The 25,564-nt window shown below is 72.2% G+C and carries 27 protein-coding genes; 22 read left to right on the top strand and 5 right to left on the bottom strand.

Features of this window, described 5'->3' with window-relative positions:
• Positions 1 to 114: 114 nt before the first annotated feature.
• From smc to FJQ56_RS14495, 8 genes are all read left to right on the top strand, one after another.
• A complete protein-coding gene (gene smc, locus FJQ56_RS14530) occupies positions 115 to 3,717 on the top strand; it encodes a chromosome segregation protein SMC (protein ID WP_140010264.1) in 3,603 nt (1,200 codons plus the stop codon).
• Complete coding sequence (locus tag FJQ56_RS14525) at positions 3,714 to 4,208, top strand: acyl-CoA thioesterase (RefSeq protein WP_140010263.1); 495 nt, start codon at positions 3,714 to 3,716, stop codon at positions 4,206 to 4,208. The genes smc and FJQ56_RS14525 overlap by 4 nt, the downstream gene beginning before the upstream one ends.
• Before the next feature lie 146 nt (positions 4,209 to 4,354).
• Positions 4,355 to 4,615: a hypothetical protein gene (locus FJQ56_RS14520; protein WP_140010262.1), complete on the top strand. Its 261-nt coding sequence runs from the start codon at positions 4,355 to 4,357 to the stop codon at positions 4,613 to 4,615.
• Between the two features lie 29 nt (positions 4,616 to 4,644).
• Positions 4,645 to 5,793: a signal recognition particle-docking protein FtsY gene (gene ftsY, locus FJQ56_RS14515; RefSeq protein ID WP_140010261.1), complete on the top strand. Its 1,149-nt coding sequence runs from the start codon at positions 4,645 to 4,647 to the stop codon at positions 5,791 to 5,793.
• Between the two features lie 233 nt (positions 5,794 to 6,026).
• A complete protein-coding gene (locus FJQ56_RS14510) occupies positions 6,027 to 7,328 on the top strand; it encodes an ammonium transporter (protein WP_246084166.1) in 1,302 nt (433 codons plus the stop codon).
• 2 nt (positions 7,329 to 7,330) lie between these two features.
• The gene (locus tag FJQ56_RS14505; protein WP_140010259.1) at positions 7,331 to 7,669 is read left to right on the top strand and encodes a P-II family nitrogen regulator; all 339 of its coding nucleotides are present in this window, start codon (positions 7,331 to 7,333) and stop codon (positions 7,667 to 7,669) included.
• A 186-nt stretch (positions 7,670 to 7,855) separates the two neighbouring features.
• Positions 7,856 to 8,194, top strand: a complete 339-nt coding sequence (locus FJQ56_RS14500) for a P-II family nitrogen regulator (protein ID WP_140010258.1) — start codon at positions 7,856 to 7,858, stop codon at positions 8,192 to 8,194.
• 48 nt (positions 8,195 to 8,242) lie between these two features.
• Entirely contained in the window at positions 8,243 to 10,510 is a 2,268-nt protein-coding gene (locus tag FJQ56_RS14495; protein ID WP_140010257.1) for a [protein-PII] uridylyltransferase, read from the top strand.
• Positions 10,511 to 10,533: 23 nt separating this feature from the next.
• Here FJQ56_RS14495 and FJQ56_RS14490 read toward each other — a convergent pair whose 3' ends face one another.
• Positions 10,534 to 10,842: a hypothetical protein gene (locus FJQ56_RS14490; RefSeq protein WP_140010256.1), complete on the bottom strand. Its 309-nt coding sequence runs from the start codon at positions 10,840 to 10,842 to the stop codon at positions 10,534 to 10,536.
• Positions 10,843 to 10,901: 59 nt separating this feature from the next.
• Here FJQ56_RS14490 and ffh point away from each other — a divergent pair, with 59 nt between their 5' ends.
• Together ffh and FJQ56_RS14480 are read left to right on the top strand one after the other, a co-directional pair.
• Positions 10,902 to 12,473, top strand: a complete 1,572-nt coding sequence (gene ffh / locus FJQ56_RS14485; RefSeq protein ID WP_140010255.1) for a signal recognition particle protein — start codon at positions 10,902 to 10,904, stop codon at positions 12,471 to 12,473.
• Positions 12,470 to 12,856: an NYN domain-containing protein gene (locus FJQ56_RS14480; protein ID WP_140010254.1), complete on the top strand. Its 387-nt coding sequence runs from the start codon at positions 12,470 to 12,472 to the stop codon at positions 12,854 to 12,856. Before ffh ends, FJQ56_RS14480 begins: the two co-directional genes overlap by 4 nt.
• 5 nt (positions 12,857 to 12,861) lie before the next feature.
• Here the strand turns inward: FJQ56_RS14480 and FJQ56_RS14475 are convergent, their stop codons facing one another.
• Entirely contained in the window at positions 12,862 to 13,536 is a 675-nt protein-coding gene (locus tag FJQ56_RS14475; RefSeq protein WP_140010253.1) for a hypothetical protein, read from the bottom strand.
• 41 nt (positions 13,537 to 13,577) lie between these two features.
• Here FJQ56_RS14475 and FJQ56_RS14470 point away from each other — a divergent pair, with 41 nt between their 5' ends.
• Both FJQ56_RS14470 and FJQ56_RS14465 read left to right on the top strand, forming a co-directional pair.
• Positions 13,578 to 14,660, top strand: a complete 1,083-nt coding sequence (locus tag FJQ56_RS14470; protein WP_140010252.1) for an amidohydrolase family protein — start codon at positions 13,578 to 13,580, stop codon at positions 14,658 to 14,660.
• A 79-nt stretch (positions 14,661 to 14,739) separates the two neighbouring features.
• The gene (locus FJQ56_RS14465) at positions 14,740 to 16,236 is read left to right on the top strand and encodes a hypothetical protein (protein WP_140010251.1); all 1,497 of its coding nucleotides are present in this window, start codon (positions 14,740 to 14,742) and stop codon (positions 16,234 to 16,236) included.
• A gap of 58 nt (positions 16,237 to 16,294) precedes the next feature.
• Here FJQ56_RS14465 and FJQ56_RS14460 read toward each other — a convergent pair whose 3' ends face one another.
• Together FJQ56_RS14460 and FJQ56_RS14455 are read right to left on the bottom strand one after the other, a co-directional pair.
• A complete protein-coding gene (locus FJQ56_RS14460) occupies positions 16,295 to 16,855 on the bottom strand; it encodes a hypothetical protein (protein WP_140010250.1) in 561 nt (186 codons plus the stop codon).
• Positions 16,856 to 16,862: 7 nt separating this feature from the next.
• Positions 16,863 to 17,753 (bottom strand): VanW family protein, encoded by an 891-nt coding sequence (locus FJQ56_RS14455; RefSeq protein ID WP_140010249.1) that lies wholly within the window; start codon positions 17,751 to 17,753, stop codon positions 16,863 to 16,865.
• A 204-nt stretch (positions 17,754 to 17,957) separates the two neighbouring features.
• Between FJQ56_RS14455 and rpsP the strand changes: the two genes are divergently transcribed.
• From rpsP to FJQ56_RS14415, 8 genes are all read left to right on the top strand, one after another.
• Complete coding sequence (gene rpsP, locus FJQ56_RS14450) at positions 17,958 to 18,491, top strand: 30S ribosomal protein S16 (protein WP_140010248.1); 534 nt, start codon at positions 17,958 to 17,960, stop codon at positions 18,489 to 18,491.
• On the top strand, positions 18,491 to 18,742 hold the full coding sequence (locus FJQ56_RS14445) for an RNA-binding protein (RefSeq protein ID WP_140010247.1): 252 nt from the start codon (positions 18,491 to 18,493) through the stop codon (positions 18,740 to 18,742). Before rpsP ends, FJQ56_RS14445 begins: the two co-directional genes overlap by 1 nt.
• 71 nt (positions 18,743 to 18,813) lie before the next feature.
• Positions 18,814 to 19,359 carry a ribosome maturation factor RimM gene (gene rimM, locus FJQ56_RS14440; protein WP_246084165.1) on the top strand — a complete coding sequence of 182 codons (546 nt, stop codon included), beginning with the start codon at positions 18,814 to 18,816 and terminating at the stop codon, positions 19,357 to 19,359.
• A gap of 7 nt (positions 19,360 to 19,366) precedes the next feature.
• A complete protein-coding gene (gene trmD, locus FJQ56_RS14435; RefSeq protein ID WP_140010246.1) occupies positions 19,367 to 20,572 on the top strand; it encodes a tRNA (guanosine(37)-N1)-methyltransferase TrmD in 1,206 nt (401 codons plus the stop codon).
• Between the two features lie 214 nt (positions 20,573 to 20,786).
• Positions 20,787 to 21,137: a 50S ribosomal protein L19 gene (gene rplS / locus FJQ56_RS14430; RefSeq protein WP_140010245.1), complete on the top strand. Its 351-nt coding sequence runs from the start codon at positions 20,787 to 20,789 to the stop codon at positions 21,135 to 21,137.
• Between the two features lie 37 nt (positions 21,138 to 21,174).
• The gene (lepB, locus tag FJQ56_RS14425; protein WP_246084164.1) at positions 21,175 to 21,972 is read left to right on the top strand and encodes a signal peptidase I; all 798 of its coding nucleotides are present in this window, start codon (positions 21,175 to 21,177) and stop codon (positions 21,970 to 21,972) included.
• Positions 21,969 to 22,718, top strand: coding sequence for a ribonuclease HII (locus tag FJQ56_RS14420; RefSeq protein ID WP_140010244.1), 750 nt, complete (start codon positions 21,969 to 21,971; stop codon positions 22,716 to 22,718). Before lepB ends, FJQ56_RS14420 begins: the two co-directional genes overlap by 4 nt.
• A gap of 199 nt (positions 22,719 to 22,917) precedes the next feature.
• A complete protein-coding gene (locus FJQ56_RS14415; protein WP_140010243.1) occupies positions 22,918 to 23,694 on the top strand; it encodes a hypothetical protein in 777 nt (258 codons plus the stop codon).
• A 12-nt stretch (positions 23,695 to 23,706) separates the two neighbouring features.
• Here FJQ56_RS14415 and FJQ56_RS14410 read toward each other — a convergent pair whose 3' ends face one another.
• Positions 23,707 to 24,462 carry a YqjF family protein gene (locus FJQ56_RS14410; RefSeq protein ID WP_140010242.1) on the bottom strand — a complete coding sequence of 252 codons (756 nt, stop codon included), beginning with the start codon at positions 24,460 to 24,462 and terminating at the stop codon, positions 23,707 to 23,709.
• 17 nt (positions 24,463 to 24,479) lie between these two features.
• Here FJQ56_RS14410 and FJQ56_RS14405 point away from each other — a divergent pair, with 17 nt between their 5' ends.
• Positions 24,480 to 24,788: a DUF2469 domain-containing protein gene (locus FJQ56_RS14405; protein ID WP_140010241.1), complete on the top strand. Its 309-nt coding sequence runs from the start codon at positions 24,480 to 24,482 to the stop codon at positions 24,786 to 24,788.
• 375 nt (positions 24,789 to 25,163) lie between these two features.
• On the top strand, positions 25,164 to 25,406 hold the full coding sequence (locus tag FJQ56_RS14400; RefSeq protein WP_140010240.1) for a hypothetical protein: 243 nt from the start codon (positions 25,164 to 25,166) through the stop codon (positions 25,404 to 25,406).
• The last annotated feature ends 158 nt before the right edge of the window (positions 25,407 to 25,564 follow it).

The raw sequence follows: 25,564 nt of genomic DNA, 5'->3' as shown, positions 1-25,564 counted from the left end.
CGCCCCCGCGGTGCTCCGCGGATCCGGGGTCGCCCACCGGTAGGGTGAGGCTGCTGAGCTTCCCCCGCGTCAGTGCCACCAGACACAGCCCCTCACCGGTGACGGAGCCTCGCGTTGTACCTCAAGAGCCTGACCCTCAAGGGGTTCAAGTCCTTCGCGTCGGCGACCACGCTCCAGCTGGAGCCGGGCATCACCTGCATCGTGGGCCCCAACGGCTCCGGCAAGTCCAACGTCGTCGACGCGCTCGCCTGGGTGATGGGCGAGGCCAGCGCCAAGAGCCTGCGCGGCGGCAAGATGGACGACGTCATCTTCGCCGGCACCTCCGGTCGCCCGCCGCTGGGCCGGGCCGAGGTCGTGCTCACCATCGACAACTCCGACGGCGCGCTGCCCATCGAGTACGCCGAGGTCACCATCTCGCGCACGATGTTCCGCAGCGGCGGGTCCGAGTACGCCATCAACGGCACCAGCTGCCGGCTGCTCGACGTCCAGGAGCTGCTCAGCGACTCGGGCATCGGCCGCGAGATGCACGTGATCGTCGGCCAGGGCCAGCTCGACACGATCCTGCACGCGACCCCCGAGGACCGCCGCGGGTTCATCGAGGAGGCCGCCGGGGTCCTCAAGCACCGCAAGCGCAAGGAGAAGGCGCTCCGCAAGCTCGACGCCACCGACGGCAACCTCACCCGCCTCAGCGACCTGCTCCACGAGCTGCGCCGCCAGCTCAAGCCGCTGGGTCGCCAGGCCGAGGTCGCCCGGCGCGCCGCCGGGGTGCAGGCCGACGCCCGCGACGCGCGGGCCCGTCTGGTCGCCGACGACCTGGTCACCGCCCGCACCGCGCTCGAGCAGGAGATGGCCGACGAGACGATCCTCGTCGAGCGCCGGGCCGAGGTCGAGCAGCAGCTGGCCACGGCCCGTCAGCAGGAGAGCGAGATCGAGGCGGCCCTGCGCGAGGACCTCCCGGCGCTCAGCCGAGCCCAGGAGACGCAGTACGCGCTCAGCGGTCTGCGCGAGCGCCTGCGTGGCACCCAGGGCCTCGCCGCCGAGCGCATCCGCAACGCCGCGGGGGTCAGCGAGTCCACCGCCGACCGCGGCAAGGACCCCGACGCCATCGAGGCCGAGGCCGAGCGAATCCGCGTGCAGGAGGCCAAGATCGCCGCCGAGGTCGAGGCCGGACGCACCGCGATGGAGGACGCCGTCAAGGCGCGTCGGGCCGCCGAGGACGCGGCCGCCGAGGAGGACCGGCGCATCGCGGCCCTCCAGCGGGCCGCCGCCGACCGGCGCGAGGGCCTGGCCCGGCTGCACGGCCAGGTCAACGCCCTGCGGTCCCGCTCCACCGCCGCCGCCGACGAGCTCGGCCGGCTCGGCCTGGCCCGCGAGGAGGCCGTGGCCCGCGCCGAGCGCGCCCAGCGTGACTTCACCGCCCTCGAGACCCGGGTCGCCGGCCTCGACGCCGGCGAGGAGGGCCTCGACGCCGAGCACGAGGCGGCCGTCGCGCTGCTCGACGACCTCGAGGAGCAGCTGGCCACGACCCGCGCCGAGGCGCTGCAGGCCGACCGCGACCGGTCCACGCTGGCCGCCCGCAAGGACGCCCTCGAGATGGGGCTGGCCCGCAAGGACGGCGCCGGCGCCCTGCTGGCCGCCTCCGACGACGGCGCCGTGGCCGGTCTGATGGGCTCGGTCGCGGCCCTGCTCGGCGTGCGCTCGGGCTACGAGGCTGCCGTCGCCGCCGCGCTCGGCTCGGCCGCCGACGCGATCGCCGTCGCCGACGCCGCCGCGGCCGTTGCCGCGCTCGCCCACCTCAAGCACGGCGACCTGGGGCGTGCGGGCCTGCTGCTCGCCGCGGCCCCCGGCACCCCCGAGCCCGACCGGTCCGGCTGGCCGGCCCTGCCCGACCACGCGACGTACGCCGTCGACCTGCTCGAGTGCCCCGACCGGCTGCGTCCCTCCCTCTTCCGGCTCCTCGAGCGCACCGCGGTCGTCGACGACCTCGACGCTGCCGCCGGCCTCGTCGCCGACCGCCCCGACGTCGTCGCGGTCACCCGCGACGGCGACCTGCTCAGCGCCCATGCGGCGGCCGGCGGCTCCCACGCGCAGCAGAGCTTGATCGAGATCCAGGGCGCGGTCGACGAGGCCGCCGAGGCGCTGCTCGCCGCCACCGCCGCGGGGGAGCGGCTCGGGTTCGACCTGAGCCGTCTCGAGGCCGAGCGGCTCGACGCCCGCAAGCGCGTCGACGTCGCCCTCGCCCGGCTCCACGAGTCCGACGCCACGCTCGCAGCCGTCGCCGAGGAGCTCGGTCAGTACGGCTCCCAGGCCCGCTCGGCCAAGGGCGAGGCGCAGCGGCTGACCCAGGCGATCGAGAAGGCCGAGGCCGCGCGCGACCAGGACCTCGCCGGGCTGGCCGAGCTCGAGGCGCGGCTCGAGGCCGCCGAGCAGGCCGGGGCCGACGGCCTCGACGCCGGCGCCGAGCCCGACACCGGCGACCGCGAGCGTCTGGCCGAGGCCGCGAAGGCCGCCCGCCAGGGCGAGATGGACGCGCGGCTCGCGCTGCGCACCGCCGAGGAGCGGGCCCGGGCCATCCACGGGCGCGTCGACGGGCTGCTGCGCCAGGCACGCCAGGAGCGCGACGCCCGCGCCAAGGCCGCCGAGCGACGCGAGCGACTGCTGCGCGAGGGCGTCGTCGCCGAGGCGGTCGCCGTCGCGGCGTCATACGCCCTGGCGCGGCTCGAGGTCGCCATCCACGAGGCCACGCAGGCCCGCCAGGAGGTCGAGCAGGCCCGCAGCGGTCGCGAGCGGTCGCTGCTCGACGTGCGCGCCGTGCTGCGCGACCTCGCCACCCAGCACGACGAGCTGGTCAACTCCGTCCACCGCGACGAGATGGCGCGGGCCCAGCAACGGATGCGCATCGAGCAGCTGGAGGAGCGGGTGCTCGACGAGCTCGGCCTCGACGTCGAGGCGCTGGTGGCCGAGTTCGGCCCCGACCAGCTCGTGCCGCCCCCGGCCTCCACGCTGGCCGGGGTGCCCGAGGGGGGCGAGGTCCCCGAGCCGACGCCGTACGACCGCGAGGTCCAGCAGAAGCGGCTGCGGGTCGCCGAGCGCGAGCTCCGCGACCTCGGCAAGGTCAACCCGCTGGCGCTCGAGGAGTTCTCGGCGATGGAGGAGCGGCACAAGTTCCTCACCGAGCAGCTCGAGGACCTCAAGTCGACCCGCAAGGACCTCCTCGACATAGTCAAGGAGGTCGACTCCCGCGTCGAGCAGGTCTTCACCGAGGCCTACGCCGACGTCGAGAGGGCCTTCGACGCCACCTTCTCCCGGCTCTTCCCCGGCGGCGAGGGGCGGCTCGTGCTCACCGACCCCGACAACATGCTCACCACCGGCATCGAGGTCGAGGCGCGCCCGCCGGGCAAGAAGGTCAAGCGGCTCTCGCTGCTCTCCGGCGGCGAGCGGTCCCTGGTGGCAGTGGCGTTCCTCGTCGCGCTGTTCAAGGCACGGCCCTCGCCGTTCTACATCCTCGACGAGGTCGAGGCGGCGCTCGACGACACCAACCTGGGGCGGCTCCTGCAGATCTACGAGGAGCTGCGCGAGAGCTCGCAGCTGCTCGTGATCACCCACCAGAAGCGCACCATGGAGGTCGGTGACGCCCTCTACGGCGTCACGATGCGCGGCGACGGCGTCTCCACGGTCATCAGCCAGCGGCTGCGCGAGACCGAGCCGGTCCGATGAGCGCGCCCCGACCGGTCCGGGCCGACTACGTCGCCTGGCGCACGGCCACCACGCGCTGGTCCGACGACGACGTCTACGGCCACATGAACAACGCCCGCTACTTCGACCTCATCGACACCGCGGTCAACGCCCACCTCGCCGAGGCCACCGGCACCGACATCCGGCGGCTGCCGGCCGTCGGCGTGGTGGCGGAGGTGTCGTGCCGCTACTTCGCCGAGATCGGCTACCCCGGCGACGTCGAGATGGGCCTGGTCGTCGACAAGGTCGGCACCTCCTCGGTGATCTACCGCGTCGGCCTCTTCCAGGGTCCCGGCGACGAGGCGAGCGCAGAAGGCCGGTTCGTCCACGTCTACACCGAGGCCACGGACGTCGCTCGCCACGGCGACGGGGACAGCGACAGCGGTGGCGGTGGCGGCCACGGCGGGGGAGCGCGCACGGTCACCCCGCTCCCCGACCTCGTCCGCGCCGCCGTCCTCCCCCTCCTACGCTGACCCGTCGCCCACGGGCGACGGGTCGACGCGGATCTCACGCTGACCCGTCGCCCATGGGCGACGGGTCAGCGGCGGTGTGGGGCTGGTGGGACTGGTGTGACACGGTGGGTGCTCGTCGTACCCGACTCGGAGGAGTGCCCGTTCTCGTGCCTGCTGTCCTGATCTTCATGTCCGTGATCGTCGTCGTCGCCGTGCTGGCGCTGGCGTACGCCGCCTACCCGCACCGCGGCGCCCCCGTGCCCGGTGCGCCCTGGCTCGGCGACGCGCTCGAGCGGGCGGCCGGGGCCGTCCCGGTCGTCGAGGACGGCGACCTCGACCGGGGCGACCAGCTCGAGCAGCCGCTCGACGGGGCGCTCGACGGGGCGCTCGACGGGTCGCTCCACGAGGCGGAGCCCTCGCGCCGCTGACCCTCGGGTCCGACTGGTTGGATAGCGACATGGATTGGCTCTACCTCGTCATCGGCATCGCCGTGCTCTTCGTCGCTGCGGTCGTCGGCCTGGTCACCTCGCGCGGTCGTCGTACGCCGCCCTCGGTGCCCCCGCGTGGCGGCACCGACGTGCTCGCCCCGCCCGACGCGCGGCCCGGCGACCCGGACCTCCTCGAGCCGCCGCTGGTCGAGCCGCCCCTGGTCGAGCCGCCCGTCGAGGCGCCGGTCCGCGACAAACCCGAGAGCACCCGCTCGCGCCTGGTCCGGCTGCGCGAGCGGCTGGCCGGCGCCCAGGGCGGGTTCGGCCGCGGGCTGCTCGCCCTGCTGAGCCGTGACCGCCTCGACGAGGACACCTGGGAGTCCATCGAGGACCTCCTCCTCACCGCCGACATCGGCGTCGCCCCCACCCAGCAGGTCGTCGACAACCTGCGCACCCGCCTGCGCGTCGACGGCGCCGAGGCCGGCGACCCGCGCGCCGTGCTGCGCGACGAGCTGATCAAGCTCGTCGACCCGACGATGGACCGTCGCCTGCAGGTCACCGGCGCCGACGGCAAGCCCGGCGTCGTGCTCGTCGTGGGCGTCAACGGTGCCGGCAAGACCACCACCGTCGGCAAGATCGCCCGCATCCTGGTCGCCGAGGACCACTCCGTGACGCTCGGCGCGGCCGACACCTTCCGTGCCGCCGCCGTCGAGCAGCTCGCCACCTGGGGCGAGCGCGTCGGCGTCGAGGTGATCCGTGGCCCCGAGGGCACCGACCCCGCGAGCGTGGCCTTCGAGGCCGTCAAGCACGGCGTCGAGACCAGCATCGACACCGTCATCGTCGACACCGCCGGCCGCCTGCAGAACAAGCAGGGCCTGATGGACGAGCTCGGCAAGGTCAAGCGCGTGATCGAGAAGCAGGCCCCGGTCACCGAGGTCCTCCTCGTGCTCGATGCGACCACCGGCCAGAACGGCCTGATCCAGGCCCGCGTCTTCAGCGAGGTCGTCGACGTCACCGGCATCGTGCTGACCAAGCTCGACGGCTCCGCCAAGGGCGGGATCGTCGTGGCCGTGCAGCGTGAGCTCGGCGTCCCGGTCAAGCTGGTCGGCCTGGGCGAGGGCCCCGACGACCTGGCGCCGTTCGACGCCGGCGCGTTCGTCGACGCGTTGCTCGGCTGACACCTCTCGTACGCCGTCCGGCCACCTCGGCGCCTCGCCGAAGGATCTTCAGCGACCCCCGATCTCGTAACGCGCCCGTAATGCAGGGCCGGAACTAGTTTCCTGTTCGCAACATGACGCGGTCGACCGTGAAATACCGGCCCGCGAGGCTTCCCGACGAATCGGGCAGCGAGACGAGACACCGAGGTCCACCCCGCCGCCCTCCCGAGTTCCCACTCCCTCATGGAGGTTTCGTGACCGGCTATTACGCCTTCATGCTCATCGCCACGGCTCTGGTCCTGATGATGACCGTGCCGGCCCTGGCGCTGTTCTACGGCGGCATGTCCCGTTCCAAGTCCGTGCTCAACATGATCATGATGTCGTTCATCTCGGCAGCGATCGTCGGCATCCTCTACGTCGCCGTCGGCTGGTCGATGGGCTTCGGCGGCGACGGCACGTTCTTCGCCAAGCCGTTCGAGCTGTTCTGGCTCGACGGGGTCACGACCGACACCTACATCGGCGTGATGTTCCAGATGACCTTCGCGATCATCACCGCAGCACTGATCAGCGGTGCCGTCGCCGATCGGATGAAGTTCTCCGCCTGGATGCTCTTCGTGCCGATCTGGTCGATCATCGTCTACTTCCCGATGGCCCACATGGTCTTCAGCTGCACCGACGACTCGCTCATCTGCGGTCGCATCGGCGCCCAGGACTACGCCGGCGGCACGGCCGTGCACATCAACGCCGGTGTCGCTGCGCTCGTGCTGGCGATCTTCCTCGGCAAGCGGGTGGGGTGGCCGCGCGACAAGATGCGTCCGCACAACCTGACGCTGACCATGCTCGGTGCGGGCATGCTGTGGCTCGGCTGGTACGGCTTCAACGTCGGCTCGATCGTGTTCGCCGACGGCGTCTACAGCGACGAGCAGTTCCTGAGCGAGACCGGCCGCACCTTCGCCAACACCACCCTGGCCACGATGGCCGCGATCCTCGGCTGGCTGCTCGTCGAGCGCCTCCTGCACGGCAAGGTCACCTCGCTCGGCGCCGCCTCAGGCGTCGTGGCCGGCCTCGTCGCCATCACCCCGGCATGCGGCGCCGTCGACATCGAGGGTGCCGTCGCCATCGGGGCCATCGCCGGTGCCGTGTGCGCCTGGGCAGTCGGCCTGAAGTTCAAGTTCGGCCTCGACGACTCGCTCGACGTGGTCGGCGTCCACCTGGTCGGCGGCATCGTCGGTACCGTCCTGATCGGCGTCTTCTCGACCTCCGAGGGTGCCGGTGGCATCGACGGACTGCTGTACGGCGGCGGTCTCGGCTCCCTGGGGGACCAGGTGCTCGGTGTCCTCGTGGCGGTCACCTACTCCGGCGTGCTCACCACGGTCATCGCGCTGGCGATCAAGTTCACCCTCGGCCTGCGCATCGACGAGGACGCCGAGGTCGGCGGCATCGACCTCGCCGAGCACGGCGAGTCGGCGTACGACCTGCACTCCGGCAGCATCAGCGGTGGCGCGACCGGCGTCCTTGCCGCTCACACCAGCCCGCTCGCCAAGGAAGAGGTCTAGGCATGAAGCTCGTGACCGCGGTGATCAAGCCGCACAAGTGGGAGGACGTCCGCGAGGCCCTCGAGACCTTCGGCGTCACCGGCATGACCGTCAGCGAGGTCAGCGGCTACGGCCGCCAGAAGGGCCACACCGAGGTCTACCGCGGTGCCGAGTACGACATCGCGCTGGTCCCCAAGATCCGCATCGAGATCGTCGTCGACGACAACGACACCGACGACGTCGTCGGGATCGTCGTCAAGACCGCGCAGACCGGTCGCATCGGTGACGGCAAGGTGTGGGTCAGCCCCGTCGACACCGTCATCCGCGTCCGTACCGGCGACAAGGACGAGGCCGCGCTGTAGGACTTCGTCGATCGCCGGCGGCTCGAGCCGCCGGCGATCGACGCGTGTGGTCGACAGCTCGGTGGTCGGGGCGCCCGGCGCCCCGGACGTGAGTCTCACAGCGGCCCGGCACTCCTGGGGAGCGCCGGGCCGCTGGCATGATCGGCCGAACCCCTGACCAGCAGCACCAGCAGCCCGGAGGACCCGATGAAGCTCGTGACCGCGGTGATCAAGCCCCACAAGTGGGAGGACGTGCGCCAGGCCCTCGAGGCCGTCGGCGTGACCGGCATGACCGTCAGCGAGGTCAGCGGCTACGGCCGCCAGAAGGGCCACACCGAGGTCTACCGGGGTGCGGAGTACGACATCACGCTGGTGCCCAAGATCCGGCTCGAGGTCGCTGTCGACGACGCGGACGCCGCGCTGATCGCCGAGACGATCCAGCGCAGCGCCCACACCGGCCGCATCGGCGACGGCAAGATCTGGGTCTCGCCGCTCGAGACCGTCGTCCGGGTCCGCACCGGCGACAAGGACAGCGACGCGCTCTGACCGGCCGCCGCTGAACCCGACCGACCACCGACAGGAGCCGTACCCGGAGTGACCGCCGCCGAGCGAGCGACCCGCACCACCGAGGCCGACGAGCTCTGCTCGTCGGCGTACGCCGGGTGCGGCGGGCCCGACACCGGGGTCGCGATGGTGGCCGTCGGTGGCTACGGACGCGCCGAGCTGGCCCCCTACTCCGACCTCGACGTGGTCCTCGTCCACGACGAGGGCGTCGAGCTCGGTGGGCTGGCCGAGCAGGTCTGGTACCCCCTTTGGGACTCCGGCGCCCGGCTCGACCACTCGGTCCGCTCGCTGCCCGAGATGCTGGCGGCGGCCGACGCCGACCACCGGGTGGCCTCCGGGCTGCTCGACGTGCGCCACGTCGCCGGCGACCCCGGCCTGACCCTGCGCCTGCGTACGACGACGCTGGCCCACTGGCGCCGGGGTGCTCGCGAGCGGCTGCCCGAGATCCGCGCCGCGTCGGAGTCGCGCCACCGGCTGATGGGCGAGCTGGCCCACCTCTCGGTGCCCGACCTGAAGGAGGCCGAGGGCGGGCTGCGCGACGCCACCACGCTGCGGGGCCTGGTCGCGACCTGGCTGGTCGACGTACCCCACTCCGACCTCGAGCGGAGCCGGCAGGTGCTGCTCGACGTCCGCGACCTCGTGCACGGCATCGCCGGTCGGGCGACCGACCGGGTGGCGCCGGAGATGTGGGCCGAGATCGGGACGGCACTGGGCCTGCCGGACACCCAGCCCGAGGGGCGCGCCGCGCAGGTGCTGGTGCGCGAGGCGGGTCGTCGGATCACCCACCTCACCCGGCTCGCCTGGCGCCGCGTCGACGGCGTGCTGACCCGGCCGTCGTCGCCCAAGCAGCCCCGACGGCCGATGCTCGAGCCGCTGGCGCCCGGGGTCGCCCTCTCGCAGGGTGAGGTCGTGCTCGACCGCAACGCCGATCCCGCCCACGACCCCCTGCTCCTGCTGCGGGCGGCGACGGCCGCCGCCGAGCGCGGGCTGGCCCTGGCCCCTCCCACCGCGGCGCGGCTGGCCCGCGACGGCGCCCCGCTGCCCGACCCGTGGCCCGAGGAGGCGCGGCGGCTCCTGGTGCGGCTGCTCGCCTCGGGGCGAGGCCTGCTCGAGGTCTGGGAGACGCTCGAGGAGACCGGCGCCCTCGGCAGCCTGCTGCCCGAGTGGGAGCGGGTCCGGATGCTGCCGCACGCCTCGGTCATCCACCGGTTCACCGTCGACCGCCACGTCGTCGAGACCTGCATCGAGGCCTCCTCGCTGATCCGGTCGGTGGGCCGGCCCGACGTGCTCGTGGTCGCGGCGCTGCTGCACGACATCGGCAAGGGCGGACTGACCGAGCACAGCGTCGCCGGTGAGCCGATCGCCCGGACCGTGGCGACCCGGATGGGCTTCGACGCCGAGGAGGTCGAGCTGATCAGCCTGCTCGTCCGCTGGCACCTGCTGCTCGCCGAGACGGCCACCACCCGCGACCCCGACGACCCGGCCACGATCGAGCTGGTGACCTCGCGGGTCGGCACGACCGAGGCGCTGTCGCTGCTCAGCGCCCTGACCGAGGCCGACGCGAAGGCGACCTCGGCCAAGGCCTGGACCTCGTGGCGCGCGGGCCTCGTCGTCGACCTCGCCCGCCGCGCCCACGCCGCCCTCGACACCGGCGTGGCGCTGCCGGCGATCACGACCGACGACGTGCTCGTCCCCGCCGACCTGCGACCCGACGCCGTCGCCATCGAGGTCGAGCACCTCGCCGACGGGAGCCGGGTCACCACGATCGCCCACGACCGGGTCGGGCTGCTCGCCGACTTCGCTGCCATGTTCGCCCTGCAGCGCGTCCCCATCCGCGCCGCCCGCGTCTGGGCCCAGGGCGACCACGGCGTCTCGGTGTGGGAGGTCGCCTCCGACGAGGTCGACGCGGCCATCCTGCGCACCAAGTACGACGCCATCGTCGGCGGTCGCCTCGACCCCGGCACCCGCTTCGCCTCGGCCGCGTCCGCACCCGCGTCGGGTTCTGCGTCCGGGTCCGACCCGGCCACCGGCCTGGCGCCGAGCGTCGTCGTACGCGCCGAGGCGAGCGAGCAGGCGACCGTGCTGGAGGTCCGCGCCGCCGACCGGCCGGGTGTCGTCTACCTCGTGTGTGCGGCGCTGGCGAGCCTCGACGTCGCCGTCCGCTCCGCCCACGTCGACACCCTGGGACCCCAGGCGGTCGACGTGTTCTACCTCCAGGAGCCGTCGGCCGGCGCGCTGTCGGAGACCCGGGCCGCCGAGGCCGCGCACGCCGTACGCGCGGCGCTGACGTCGTCCTGAGCCGACGGACTCAGGCGGGCGGGTCAGGCGGGCGGGTCGGTCGGCTTGCGGATGCGGACGGTGTTGGCGCGCAGGTCGACGCGCACGGCGCGCTCGTCACCGTCGTCGGCGGGGAACTGCGAGCCCTCGGTCTCCTTGGAGTCGAGGTCCTCCTGCATCCGGGCCCGACCCGGGTCGAAGACGTCGAACCCGCCGAAGGCGTTGCCCACGCCCGCGGAGCTGGACCCGTCCTGCGAACGCAGGCTGTGGTTGCCGAACCAGATGGCGAGGCCGGCCGAGACGAGCACGGCAACGACGGTGATGAGGACGACCACCCCCTGACGGTACGCCACGCGCGGTTAGGCTGGGCGCGATCCACCGCTTCGACCTGACCTGACCTGACGGGACCCCTGTGTTCGCCACACTCTCCGATCGACTCGCCGACACGTTCAAGAGCCTGCGCGGCAAGGGACGGCTCTCCGAGGCCGACATCGACGCCACCGCGCGCGAGATCCGCATCGCGCTGCTCGAGGCCGACGTCGCCCTGCCCGTCGTCAAGGACTTCGTGGCGGCCGTCAAGGAGCGGGCCCGCGCCGACGAGGTGAGCCAGGCGCTCAACCCCGCCCAGCAGATCATCAAGATCGTCCACGAGGAGCTCGTCGAGATCCTCGGCGGCGAGACCCGGCGGCTGCGCTTCGCCAAGTCCGGCCCGACCGTCATCATGCTCGCCGGCCTCCAGGGAGCCGGCAAGACCACGCTCGCCGGCAAGCTCGCGCTGTGGCTCAAGGAGCAGGGCAAGACCCCGCTGCTCGTGGCCTGCGACCTGCAGCGCCCCAACGCCGTCAAGCAGCTGCAGGTCAACGGCGAGCGGGTCGGCGTCCCCGTCTTCGCACCCGAGCCCGGCAACGGCGTCGGGGACCCGGTCGCGGTCGCCCGCGCCTCGATCGAGGAGGCCAAGCGGCGGCTGCACGACATCGTCATCGTCGACACCGCGGGCCGTCTGGGTGTCGACACCGAGCTGATGCAGCAGGCCTCCGACATCCGTGACGCCGTCCAGCCCGACGAGGTCCTGTTCGTCGTCGACGCGATGATCGGTCAGGACGCTGTCGTCACGGCCCAGGCCTTCCTCGACGGCGTCGGCTACGACGGCGTGGTGCTGACCAAGCTCGATGGTGACGCCCGCGGCGGCGCGGCCCTGTCGATCCGCAAGGTCACCGGACGGCCCGTGATGTTCGCGTCGTCGGGCGAGAAGACGACCGACTTCGACGTCTTCTACCCCGACCGGATGGCCTCGCGCATCCTCGACATGGGCGACATGCTCACCCTGATCGAGCAGGCCGAGAAGGCCTTCGACCAGGAAGAGGCCATGAAGGCCGCCGCCAAGCTGAGCGGCCAGGGCGGGGAGTTCACCCTCGACGACTTCCTGTCGCAGATGCAGCAGGTCCGCAAGCTCGGCTCGATGTCGAAGATCCTCGGGATGCTGCCCGGGATGGGCCAGATGCGCGAGCAGCTGGAGAACTTCGACGAGCGCGAGATCGACCGGATCCAGGGCATCATCCACTCGATGACGCCGGCCGAGCGGGCCAACCCGAAGATGATCGACGGCTCGCGCCGGGCCCGCATCGCCAAGGGGTCCGGGCGCCAGGTCTCCGACATCAACCAGCTCGTCGACCGCTTCTTCGAGGCGCGCAAGATGATGATGCAGATGGCCCGCGGCGGCGGCATGCCCGGGATGCCGGGCATGCCCGGGATGCCCGGTGCCGCCGGCGGCGGCAAGCGCGGCAAGACCAAGCAGCAGGCCAAGAAGGGCAAGGGCGCCAAGAAGTCCGGCAACCCGGCCAAGGCCGCGCAGGAGGCGGCGGCCGCCAAGGAGAAGGCGGCCGCGACGGCCGCCAACCCCTTCGGTGGTGGCGCCGACATCGACTACGAGACCGCGGCCGCCAACCTCGAGCTGCCGCAGGACTTCTCCAAGTTCCTGAAGTGAGCCCGCGTCCGGCGTCGACCGTGCTGGTCGTCGACGGCGCCAACGTCGTCGGCAGCCGCCCCGACGGCTGGTGGAAGGACCGCGCCGGGGCGGCCCTGCGCTTGCACGAGCAACTGATGGTCGGCGACGTGCCCCACGAGGTGGTGGTGCTGGTGCTCGAGGGTGCGGCCAAGGGCGGGGTGCGCGCCGGCCGCGACGCCCACGTCCGCACCGTCCACGCCCGGGCGAGCGGCGACGACACGATCGTGGCGGAGACCAAGGCCGCCGCCGAGGCCGGTTCGCGGGTCAGCGTGGTGACCGCAGACCGGATCCTGATGGGCCGCGTCGAGCGCTACGGCGCCACGGTGATGAGCCCGACCTGGCTGCTCGGCGAGATCGCCTGACGGCGTCAGGGTCGTACGACGGGCTCCCGCTCCGCGACCGCCCAGTGCCGGGTCGGACCGCGCCGCAGGGCCGACAGCAGTCCAGCCCGGTCACCGGTGTCGCGCAGGTAGGCGACCTCGACCGGCAGCAGCGGCGTGAGCGGGAACAGCGACTCACGGCCCCAGCCGACGTCGATCGTCCGACCGTCGCGTGCCGTGTCGAGGCGGCCGATGCCGACGGTCGCCCGCCCGTCGTCGTCGAGCCAGCCGGCGAGCGAGGCGTGCTGACGCTCGGGGAAGTCGGTGACGGCCATCGTCAGCAGCCCGTGCTCCTCGATCGTGGGGAGCATCCCGGTGCCGACGTACGACGACATCACCCGCAGCAGGGCGGTCGTCCACCACTCGTCCAGGAAGTCGACGGTCGCCCGGTCCGCCCAGGCCGGCGCCTCGACGTACAGCTCGAAGCGCTCACCGCCGGAGGGCGTCCCGTCCGGAGCCACGTCGAGGGGGCCGGAGAGGCCCGAGGAGCGCAGGATCCCGGTCGTCCGGGTCCAGACCGGCAGCAGGGCCCAGGCGTCGCACGCGAACCCCGGGGCCTGCCCGATGAAGCCCACCCGGTCGGTGCGGCCCTGGGTGTCCCAGTAGGCCTCGACCTGGTCGTGGGTCGCCTCGGTCGCGTCGTACCAGGGATCGTCGCTCATGCCTGGCCCCTTACCCATCGGCGCCGACTACATTCGAGGACATGACCGCCCAGCGCTTCCGGGGTGTCGTGCTGCCCGACGACGAGCCCCGCGACCTCTACGTGGTCGACGGCCGGATCACCTACGAGCCGCAGGCCGGTGCCGACACGACCGCCGAGGGCTGGCTGCTGCCGGGACTCGTCGACGCCCACAACCACCTCGGGCTCGAGGACGGCGGCGGGGTCGACGACGCGGAGGTCGAGCGGCAGGCGGTGGCCGACCGCGACACCGGCGTGCTGCTGCTGCGCGACTGCGGGTCGCCCGTCGACACCCGTTGGGTCCAGCAACGCGACGACCTGCCGCGCCTGGTCCGCGCCGGTCGCCACGTCGCGCGCACCCGCCGCTACATCCGCGGCTACGCCCACGAGGTCGAGCCGGACGACCTGGCCACGACCGTCGCCGCCGAGGCGCGCGGCTCCGACGGCTGGGTCAAGCTCGTGGGCGACTGGATCTCCCGCGACGACGGCGACCTGACGCCGTCGTTCCCCGCCGACGCGTTCGCCGCCGCGATCGACGCCGCGCACGCCGAGGGCGCCAAGGTCACCGCCCACTGCTTCGGCACCGAGGTCCTCGACGGGCTGCTCGCCGCTGGCATCGACTGCATCGAGCACGGCACCGGTCTGCGCGAGCGTCACCTCGACGCGATGGCGGCCGGGGGAGTGGCCCTGGTGCCCACCGTGCTCCAGACCGACAAGTTCCCGGAGTTCGCGGCCTCCGGTCGCGACAAGTTCCCGGCGTACGCCGCCACGATGGACGAGCTGCACGCCCGGCGTCGAGCGACCCTCCTGGCCGCCCACGAGGCCGGCGTCGCGCTCTACGTCGGCAGCGACGGCGGCGGCACCGGGCGCCACGGCTACCTGGCCGAGGAGATGCTCGCGCTGGCCGACCTCGGCATCCCGGCCGACGAGGTCGTGGCCGCCGCGTCGTGGCGCGGTCGGGGCTGGCTCGGCTTCGAGCCGCTGCTCGCGGAGGGCGCGGCGGCCGACTTCGTCGTCCTCGACGCGGACCCGCGCGTCGACCTCGGCACGCTGACGCGCCCGGCGTGCGTGGTGCTGCGGGGTGCCGTGGTCGCCTCGCGCGCCTGACCCGAGCCGAGGGCGGTGCCGAGGGCGGTGCGACGGCCGCACGGTTTCGGGCCCCGTGGCAGTGGGTACAGACAGCCTCATGAGCGACGACTACGCAGGCTTCGACGGTCTCATCGACGAGGTGGTCAAGACCGCCTGCTACAAGGACCTCTTCACCAACGGCTGGGTCAAGGCCTCCGACGGCATGGTCACCTTCGCCCTCGGCGCCGACACCACGCCCCAACCCGGTCCCGGGCAGGGCTACCCCGACTACCCGCTGGCACCCACGGACGGCAACATCAGTGGGCCCGGGCCCGACGGTCAGCTGCGCGACCCGAGCACCACGCTCGGCCAGGTCTACCAGGTCTGGGAGACCGAGATCCCGCCCCTGTTCGAGCCGCTGCGCGACCTTCCCGACCCCGCTGACTTCCAGACCCTGGCCGACGCGGTGCGATCAGCCCTCTCCCAGATCTCCGCCTCGGGCAATGCCGGCTCCAGCGACTCCACCGCGAGCGACCCGTCCAACATCGCCTACGACGGCAACACCACCCTGGGCCTGATCGAGGACACCGCCCAGAAGCTGAACGGCTGGCACGGACAGTCGGCCAGCGCGTTCGCCACCTACCTCAACCTGTTCAACCGGGTGGTGGGCAACCAGGCCCTGGCCGGCGAGGTGCTGCGGGTCACCCTGCTCGAGGAGAAGGAGCTGTGGACGCGGATGCGCCACGACTCGATGCTCTTCATCACCAACGCCAACAACGCCTTCGCCGACGCCGGCGACATCAGCCTGAAGGACGCGCTGTCGGCCTTCGAGACCATCAGCCAGGTGCTGGGGTACTTCCCCGTCTTCTCGCCGATCACGGGGGCCATCGACAAGGCCACCTCCGTGACGAACCTGCTGGTCGACACCTTCGGGGGGAGCAAGCCCCCCGAGCCCAACCCGCTGAGCGGCGGGCTGTTCGAGGTGTTGAAGAACTGCCAGGAGCACCGCGACAAGATGCTGGAGATCTCCAGGACCGTCGAGGGTGACATCAAGCAGAGCCTGCTCAACCTCAAGTCCCACATCGACTCCGCTCCCAAGGCACGGACCAGCGGGGGCAGCGACGAGGAGTCCTACACCGTCGATCGTCCGGCCGGGGTCTACGACGCCGACTCCGTCGACGACTTCGTGGGCGGCTACGAGGGGGGAGAGGGCGAGATCGTCATCGAGCCGTGGGAGGTGCGCGAGGCTGCCGGCAACCTGGTCGACAAGGTCGGGCCCGAGCTCGCAGCGGCGGGCACCAGCTTCGATGCCGGTGACTCCGCCGCCCCCTGGTCCCGCGGCAGCAGCGAGGTCGGCGTCGGGTTCTTCGGCTGCTACAGCGAGTACTCGGCGGCCTCCTACGCCCTGCAGAAGGAGATCGACGAGACCGCGCTCGAGTTCCAGTGGGCCGGCGAGATGCTCCGGGTCGTGGCCGACGAGATGGAGAAGCACGACGACAACGTGGGTGCGGGCTTCGGCGAGGTGCGCAAGAAGATCGACGAGCACGACAACCCGGCCCCGGTGGTGCCCCACTACCCGCCCGGTTACCTGGAGAACCGCCTGGGCGGCATCTGAGCCCCGCCTGCCGCTTCCGATCGCGCGCCAGGATGGCGCTGCGCCGCCCCCGCTGCGACTACTCGCGCGGCTGGCGCGGCCGGGCCGGGCGGACGGCGTACAGGATGCCGGTGACGATCAGGACGACCACCCCGGCGAACCCGAGGGCCAACGGGCCCAGGATCGCGACGAGCAGCCCGACCACGAAGCCGCCGGTCGACGGCACCTGAGCGATCCTCGCCTCCGCGCCCTCGACGGTCGACGTGCAGTCGAGCACGACGTCGCCGGACCCGGTGTCGAAGCGCTGCTGAGCGGTCCACTCGTTGTAGGTGAAGTCACCCGAGATGCCCCGCAGCGGCCGTGCCTCCCCGGCGGAGTCGGTGATCGTGCAGTCGACGGGCTCGTCGTCGCGGGTGAAGATCGCCCGCTCCTCGCCGGCCGGGACGTCCAGCGTCACCGGTCCGTCGCCGGCCGCCACGATGCCGTCCTCCTGGGTCAACGGACGCAGCACCAGGAACAGCCCGCCCACGAACACGACGCCCGCCAGCACGACCAGCACGACACCGACGACGAACCAGCGGGCGCGGGGACGGTACTTCTGGTCGGCCGGGGGCGGGGGGCTGTACGACGGATGGCTCACGGCTCCATCATCGCCGGACGAGGGCCGCCTCGGGGAGGTACCTGACCAACGCCCGGTTGCGCTTGACGAGCTCCTCGCCCACGGTGTTGCCCGTGCGCTTGTCGATGACGGTGCGCCAGATCTCGTTGTGGCGGTAGACCTGCTCGGCCCCGTCGGCGTCGACGCCCTCGGCGACGAACTCCTCGTGCCGCGCCTCGACGCGGTACGACGTGGGCGTGGCCCGGTCGGCGCGCAGCTCGCCGCGCAGGTGCCGCTCACCGACCCAGGTGCGGAGCTGGAAGGTGGTGTCGGTGTCGTTGCGGAAGACCAGGTCGACGTAGTTGTAGACGATCGAGCACCCGACGCCCCACGGCAGCACCCGGCCCTTGTCGGGGAACGGGTCGAAGGAGTGCTCGCTGCGCTCCACGACGGTCAGCGGGGAGTGGAGCACCATCCAGTGGATCAGGTTGGCGAGCTGGCAGATCCCGCCGCCGACACCGGAGATCGCGTCTCCGTTGGAGAGCCGCATCCCCTCCACGTAGCCCTTGCGGGCGGTGCAGCTGCCCACGACCCTGTTGAAGCTGAAGGTCTCGCCGGGCCGGACGACCACCCGGTCGGTCCGGGCCGAGGCGAGGCGCAGGTTGACGACCTTGTTGCGCTGGAGCAGCATCTCGTCCTCCGAGAGCTCGCGCATCAGCAGCGAGCCGTGCTCCTTGACCCGCACCGGCAGGTCGGCTGCCTCGGTGTCGCGCGCCCACGTCGTACCGGGGCGTAGCCACTGCACGTGGCGGCGCACCTGGTGGGCGCGGACCGCCCACGGGAACAGCCACGGGTGCCGCTGGGAGAAGCGCTGCGGGCTCGGGCCGACGTACGACGGGCGGGCGGCGGGGTGGGCAGCGGGGTGGGCGAGGACGGTCATGGCACTGTGACGGCGGGACCCGGACATTGGTTGTCGGCGAATTCACGCCCGGCCCGGTGCGTCTGGCACACTCGGGCGCTGAGTCCCGCGCGACCGGACCCTCTCTCCGACGCGTCGTGGCCATCCGAGACTGTCAGCCTGGTGTTCCCCACCCGTGCCCCGACAGCCTCACCCACACACGAACTACGAGGAGACACCACAACCGTGGCCGTCAAGATCCGTTTGAAGCGCCTGGGCAAGGTCCGGGTTCCGCAGTACCGCATCGTCGTGGTCGACTCGCGCAAGAAGCGCGACGGCAAGGTCCTCGAGGAGATCGGGATCTACCACCCCAAGGAGGACCCCTCCTACATCAAGGTGGTCTCCGACCGGGCGCAGTACTGGCTCGGCGTCGGCGCGCAGCCGTCCGAGGCCGTCGCCAAGATCCTCCGGATCACCGGTGACTGGCAGACCTTCCGGGGCATCTCGGGCACCGAGGGCACCCTCCAGGTCAAGCCGGCCAAGACCGCGAAGCAGGACATCTTCAACGAGGCCCTCAAGGAGGCCGGCGGCGACTCGTCGGCCGAGGCCGTGACGAAGAAGTCCGCCGCCAAGAAGGCCGAGAAGAAGACCGAGCCCAAGGCCGACAAGAAGGCCGACGAGGCTCCCGCCGAGGAGACCCCCGCCGCCGACGCGCCTGCTGCCGAGGCGCCCGCCGCCGACGCCGCTGAGACCAAGACCGACGCCGAGCCGAGCGCCTGATGCTCGCCGACGCGCTCGAGCACCTCGTCCGGGGTGTCGTCGACAACCCCGACGAGGTGTCGGTGCGCGACAAGCAGCTGCGCAAGGGGTCGATCCTCGAGGTGCGCGTGCACCCCGACGACCTCGGCAAGGTCATCGGTCGCGGTGGGCGGACCGCCTCGGCGTTCCGCACCGTGATCTCGGCCCTCGCCGGCCGTGAGGGCGCGCGCATCGACTTCGTCGACGTCGACCGGGCACCCGGCCGCCGCTAGGCAACCGCTTCACGCTGACCCGTCGTACATGTACGACGGGTCAGCGCAGTTTTGACTCCAGGAGGACAGACGTGACCGAGACGATCGAGGTGGTCGTCGGCCGGATCGGCAAGCCGCACGGCATCCGCGGCGAGCTGACCGTCGACCTGCGCAGTGACGAGCCCGAGCGGCGCTACGCCGAGGGGGCCGTGCTGCGCGCCGAGGCGCCCCGCGGGTCCGCCTTCGCCCACCGCACCCTCACCGTGGTCCGCACGCGCTGGCACCAGTCGACGCTGCTGGTGACCTTCGCCGAGTTCTCCGACCGCAACGAGGCCGAGGGTGCCCGAGGCGTCGTCCTGCACGCCGACATCGCCGCCGACGAGACCCCCGACGACCCCGACGAGTTCTACGACCACCAGCTGGTCGGCCTCGCGGTCCACGACCTCGACGGCACCCTGCTCGGCGAGGTGACCGGGTTGGTCCACGGCGGTGCCCAGGACCTGCTCGCGGTCCGCGCCGTCGACGGCCGGCCCACCCTGGTGCCGTTCGTGTCGGCCCTGGTGCCCGAGGTCGACGTGGCCGGTGGTCGCGTGGTCGTGGCCGACCGGCCCGGGCTCGTCGCCCCGCTCCCGGACTGAGCCCGCGGTGCGCCTCGACTACGTCACGATCTTCCCCGACTTCTTCGCCCCGCTGTCGCTCTCGCTGGCCGGCAAGGCCGTCGACTCGGGCCTGCTGAGCGTCGCGGTCCACGACCTGCGCACCTGGACGACCGACCGGCACCGCACCGTCGACGACACGCCGTACGGCGGGGGCGCGGGCATGGTGATGAAGCCCGAGGCGTGGGGCGCGGCCCTCGACGCCGTGCTCCCGGCGCCGCCGGCGCGCGCGACCCTCGTCGTGCCGACCCCGTCGGGCCGCCCGTTCACCCAGGCCCTGGCCCGCGACCTGGCCGGCCGCGAGCACCTGGTGTTCGCCTGCGGTCGCTACGAGGGCATCGACCAGCGCGTGCTCGACCACGCCGCGACCCGCGCCGAGGTCGACGAGGTCGTCGAGGTCAGCCTCGGCGACTACGTGCTCAACGGGGGAGAGGTCGCCGCGCTCGCGATCACCGAGGCGGTCGTGCGGCTGCTTCCCGGCTTCATGGGCAACGCGAGCTCCCTGGTGGAGGAGTCCCACGAGGACGGGCTGCTCGAGTACCCCGTCTACACCAAGCCGTCCTCCTGGCGCGGGCACGAGGTGCCGCCGGTGCTGCTGTCCGGAGACCACGGCCGGATCGCCGCCTGGCGTCGCGAGCAGGCCCTCGAGCGCACCGCCCGGCGCCGTCCCGACCTGCTGCCCCCGACCGCCACGGGCACCGACTGGACCATCGTGCCGGCGACCCGGGCCGACGCCGGTGAGCTGCTCACGCTCCAGCGCGCCTGCTGGCTGCAGGAGGCGATCGTCAACGACGACGTCGCCGGCATCCCCGCCCTGCACGAGTCGCTCGACGACGTCCTGGCCTGGCTCGACGAGTGGACGACGTACGTCGTGCGCGTGCCGAGCGACGGGGGCCGGCTCGTCGGCGCCGTACGAGGTCGGCTCGTCGGCGACGCCTGGGACATCGGCCGGGTCATGGTCGCTCCCGACCTGCAGGGTCGCGGGCTCGGGCGCCTGCTGCTGGAGCACGTCCAGCGGGTCGCACCCCCCGAGGCGACGTCGTACGTGCTCTTCACGGGGGCGCAGAGCCACGCCAACATCCGGATGTACCGCAAGGCCGGGTTCCGGCTGCGTCCCGACATCGCCGCGCCGCCGCTGGCGGTGGTGCTGACCAAGACCCGGTCGCGCGACCAGCGGATTGGCTCACGCTCCTAGCGCTGTGGCAGACTCGACCGTCGGTCCGACCGGCCGAAGGTCCGCCCCGATCCGTCACTGATCCGTCACGTGACGACCACCCGGGGGGACTGCGTCAGGTGCCTGCCACAGGGGACGCCTCACGCCGCCGGCCACCGCGGTCTGGCCGACACGCACCACCTTCGAACACCCATCCGTTCCGCGGCTGACCTGTGGCACTCGCGAGGAGACACACATGACCAACATCATCGCCGAGCTGGGCAACGCCCAGAAGCGCACCGACGTCCCGGCCTTCCGCGCCGGCGACACCGTCAAGGTCCACGTCAAGGTCGTCGAGGGCAACCGCGCCCGCGTCCAGGTCTTCCAGGGCGTCGTCATCCGCATCCACGGGTCCGGCATCGGGCGCACCTTCACGGTCCGCAAGGTCTCGTTCGGTGTCGGCGTCGAGCGCACCTTCCCGCTCAACAGCCCGATCTTCGAGCAGATCGAGATCGTGACCCGTGGCGACGTGCGTCGCGCCAAGCTCTACTACCTGCGCAACCTGCGCGGCAAGGCCGCCAAGATCAAGGAGCGCCGCGAGTTCTGACCGAGGTCTCCTCGGTCCTCGTGGTTGCATCTCACGCGTGACCCCCGACGACGACGTCCCCCTGGCCCCCGCGGGCCAGGGGGACGAGTCGTCGGTGGCCGACGACGCGGAGAGTGCCGGGGGCGACGGGCACGCCGTACGCCGCCGGCTGCCGATCTGGCAGGAGTTGCTGCTCCTGGTGGCCGCGGCCGTCGTGCTGGCGATCGTCGCCAAGGCGCTGTTCGTGCAGGCCTTCTACATCCCGTCGGACTCGATGGAGCCCGGCCTGGTCAAGGACGACCGGATCCTGGTCCAGAAGGTGTCGTCCTGGTTCGGGGGGTCCCCGCACCGCGGCGACGTGATCGTCTTCCGCGATCCCGGCGGCTGGGCCGAGGACTCCGACGACCCCGGCCCCCTGCAGGGGGTGCTGTCCGCGATCGGGCTCTACCCCGAGGGCGGACACCTCGTGAAGCGTGTCGTCGGCGTGGCCGGTGACGTGATCACCTGCTGCGACGAGCAGGGCCGGATCCTGGTCAACGGCACGCCGGTCGACGAGGAGGGCTTCGTCGCCTCCCGCCCGGCCGGCATCACCTGCGACGGGCCGATGATCGGCTGCGACTGGTCCGCGGGACCGGTTCCCGACGGCAAGCTCTTCGTGATGGGCGACAACCGCTCCAACTCGGCCGACTCCACGGTCCACCTGTGCCTGCCCGACGACGTCGACTGCGCCCGCGACCCCTACGTCGACGTCGACCTCGTCGTCGGCACGGTGTTCGCCGTGGCCTGGCCGCTGTCCCACCTGCGCCACGTCGGCGGGTCCGACGAGCTCCGCGACGCTCCTTCCGCCGGCCGATGAGCACCCTGCCGCGCGGCCTGAGCGTGCGCCGCGACGCCGGCCTCTACGGCTACGAGCGGGCCCTGCACCGCCACGGTGTCGCCCTGGTGGCCGGCGCCGACGAGGCCGGCCGGGGTGCGTGCGCCGGACCGCTGGTGGCCGGGGCCGCGATCCTGGCGCCGGGGCGGGCCGGCATCGTGCCGGGGCTGGCCGACTCCAAGCTGCTCACCGAGCGGGCCCGCGAGCGTTGCTACGAGCAGGTCGTACGACGAGCCCTCGCCTGGGCCGTCGTGGTCGTGCCCCACGGCGAGTGCGACCGGCTGGGCATGCACGTGGCCAACATCGAGGCGCTGCGCCGGGCCGTGGCCCAGCTCGACGTCCGGCCCGACTTCGTGCTGACCGACGGGTTCCCGGTCGACGGGCTCGGCGCCCCCGGCCTCGCGGTGTGGAAGGGCGACCGGGTCGCGGCCTGCGTCGCCGCGGCGTCGGTGCTCGCCAAGGTCACCCGCGACCGGATCATGGTCGAGCTCGACCGCGAGCACCCGGCGTACGACTTCAAGACGCACAAGGGCTACATCACCGAGGCCCACACCGCGGCCCTCGAGGCCCACGGCCCGTCGTCGGTGCACCGCATGCGGTTCGTCAACGTACGCCGCGCCGCCGGCCTGGTGCCGCCGCTGGGAGCAGCGGCGCCGTCAGCAGACCACCTCGGGCAGCCCGGCGGCGGTCACGAGCTCGTCGTCGGCACTGACCGCCCTGCCCATTGACCGGCGCTCTGGTGCGGGACATGGTCGCCTCACGCCCGGCCCGGGCCGGGCGGAAGACGTCTCGGGGACCTGTCATGCGCCGCATCCTGATGTTCGACCACACCTGCAGGTCCTGCTCGCTGCCCGCCGCCCCGCGGCGCGAGAGCGGCTCGGGCCAGCGGGGACCCGCCGGGATCAGGGGCGCGAGGACGTCCCGCTGATGACCTCCGACCCGGGTTCCGCTCCGACGGCCACGGCGCTGCTCATCTGTCCGATTCCCTACGACAGTCGGATCTGGGGCCGCTTCGCCACGGTGCTGGGCGAACACATGCGGGTCGTCGAGGTCGAGTGGCCGCGCCCAGAAGGTGCCATCTTCGAGATGACGAGCACCATCGACCACGTCGTCGACCGCAGCGGTGTCGCCGAGTTCGACGTGGTGGTCGCGGCCGGGCTCGACGCTGCTGCCGCCGTCCACCTCGCGGTTCGAGGCGCCGTCCGGGCTGTGGCCCTCATCGACCCCAGTCCGGGACAGGAGATGCCGGAGGTCCCGTTCCCGGACCTCGATGCGCGGTTGGCCGGGGTCTTTGCGGACAACGAGGACCTTCTCGAGGCACTGGCTGAGCGGGACGCGGAGGCGCTGGCGCGACTTCTCGCGAGCCAGAGCGGTGCAGGACTCTCTCCTGCGAACCGACGACTGGTCCACGACGTCTTCCTCGACAACGTCGACACCGTCTTCGATGCGGTGCGCGGCGCGGCAAGCGGGACCTGGTGGCCGGACCTCCTCGGTTCGTTGGAGCAGCCCGTGCTCGCGTTCGCTCGTACATCGCCACAGACCGACCTGGCACTACATCATGCGATGGTCGAGGCGCTCGTCGCTCGCTGTGCGCACGGGGCCCTCGTCATGGTCGACTCCGCCTCCGAGCTCCCGTGGCTTGCGCAACCCGATCTCATGGCTGCAGCAATCGTCGCGCTCGGATCGCCGACCACTCGGCCCTGAGCCGGGGCACCGTCAGCAGACCACCTCGGGGAGCCCGAAGACGGTGTGGACCCCGCTGGAGAACAGCACCGACTCGGGGCGTGAGTCCACCACCCCGGGCAGCCCGGCGGCGGCCACGAGCTCGTCGTCGAGCCCGAGGAGGCGCGCCTCGCGCAGCGGCCACGGGCCATGCGTGTTGGGTACCCAGAGGGTGCGGCCCCAGGCGGCCGTGTGGGCGCCGAAGCGCGAGCTCAGGAAGAGCTGCAGGGCGTCGGGCTCGACGACCGGCGTACCCACCTCGACCGACACGGTGCTGCGCGGGTGGTCGCCGGTGAGCCGTCGGGTCCGATAGGTGACGACCGCGCCGGTCGGGTCGTGCGGGAGCCGCGCGGGCTCGCGGGTCATCCGGGCCCAGCGGTAGGGGACCGCGAGCGACAGGTTGGCGGCGGCCACCATGGCCACCCGCTGCGTCTCCAGCGACAGGAACACCACGCCCCGACGGCCCTGGTCGTCGACTGAGTAGAGACGCACGTTGGTCTCCAGGAAGGTGCCGAGGTAGGGCACGGCGGCGCCCGCCGCCCCGAGCCCGGCGCCGGCCAGCGTGAACGGGATCAGCCCGACCCAGCTCGACCCGTCGTGGACGTCGGGCCGCACCCCGCGCGGCAGCAGCGGCGCCACCCGCTCGGGCTCGACCCGCCAGTGCACGAAGGTCAGGTCGCGCCACCACTGGTGCACCGACCCCCGGCTCAGCGGCGGTCCCTGCGGGTCCAGCAAGTCAGTGGGGGTCATGCGTCTAGGCTCGCACCATGAGTGCCGAGGATCTCGAGAAGTACGAGACGGAGCAGGAGCTCACCCTCTACCGCGAGTACCGCGACGTCGTCGGGATCTTCAAGTACGTCGTCGAGACCGACCGCCGGTTCTACCTGTGCAACCAGGTCGATGTGAAGGCCCGCACCGAGGCCGACGACGTCTTCTTCGAGGTGACGATGTCCGATGCCTGGGTGTGGGACATGTACCGCCCGGCCCGCTTCGCCAAGAACGTCAAGGTGCTGACCTTCAAGGACGTCAACGTCGAGGAGCTCGTGCAGCCCGACGTCGATCCGCCCAAGCCCTGAGCGACCTTCCTGTGGAGCCAGCTGGGTGACCGGCCCCCAGAGCCTCGTGGACAAGATCGGCTACGCCGCCGTCGACGACGCGCTCGACGATCCTGCGCAGGATCCCGCAGGATGCAGACGTGGGAATCGAAGGGACGGTCGTCAGCGAGATGTCTGACGGCTGGCAGTCGATCGACACCGTCGACGAGTTGCGCGATGCCCTCGGAGAATGACGCCGGCGGAGGCGGCGGCCCTCCCTGGCTGACCGGTGTCGGCCTGTCACTTGTCTCGGTGGCTGTGCTCGTGGCCTGTTCGGGTGAGGCCTCGACCGGGTCTGCTGACTGTGATCCTCGGGTTCACCTGGACGGTCGGACCTACGAGTCACTTCCGTACGACGTGAGCCCCGACGAGACGTGGGGCGGTCTGGACGGTGGAACCCTCGATCGCTGCGACGACGACGGCGACGGCGCCCAGTCCGAGCCGGCAGCGAGCCCGGTGGCACTGTCACGCTTCGACGAGATCGCGGTCGACGACGCAGTGGTCGCCGAGCTCGGGCATCGATGGATCGTGTTTGTTCGGGTCGATCTCGACGCGACGAAGCTCGACGAGGTCGAATCAATGGCAAGGGCCCTCAACTAGGCCTGCAGCAGATGCGCCGGGACCGTCAACGACGTCAACGCCGAGGATTTCGTGCAGCCCGACGTCGATCCGCCAAGCCCTGAGGGACCTTCCTGTGGAATCAGCCACGAACCGTCCACAGAGCCCGGTGGTCGTGGCGTCGTCCACAGGGGTGTTCT

The organism is Nocardioides plantarum, from assembly GCF_006346395.1.
In the GTDB taxonomy this organism is placed as follows: Bacteria; Actinomycetota; Actinomycetes; order Propionibacteriales; family Nocardioidaceae; genus Nocardioides; species Nocardioides plantarum.
Note: the sequence above shows the minus strand (reverse complement) of the source record. Positions and strands in the feature narration are given on the sequence as shown.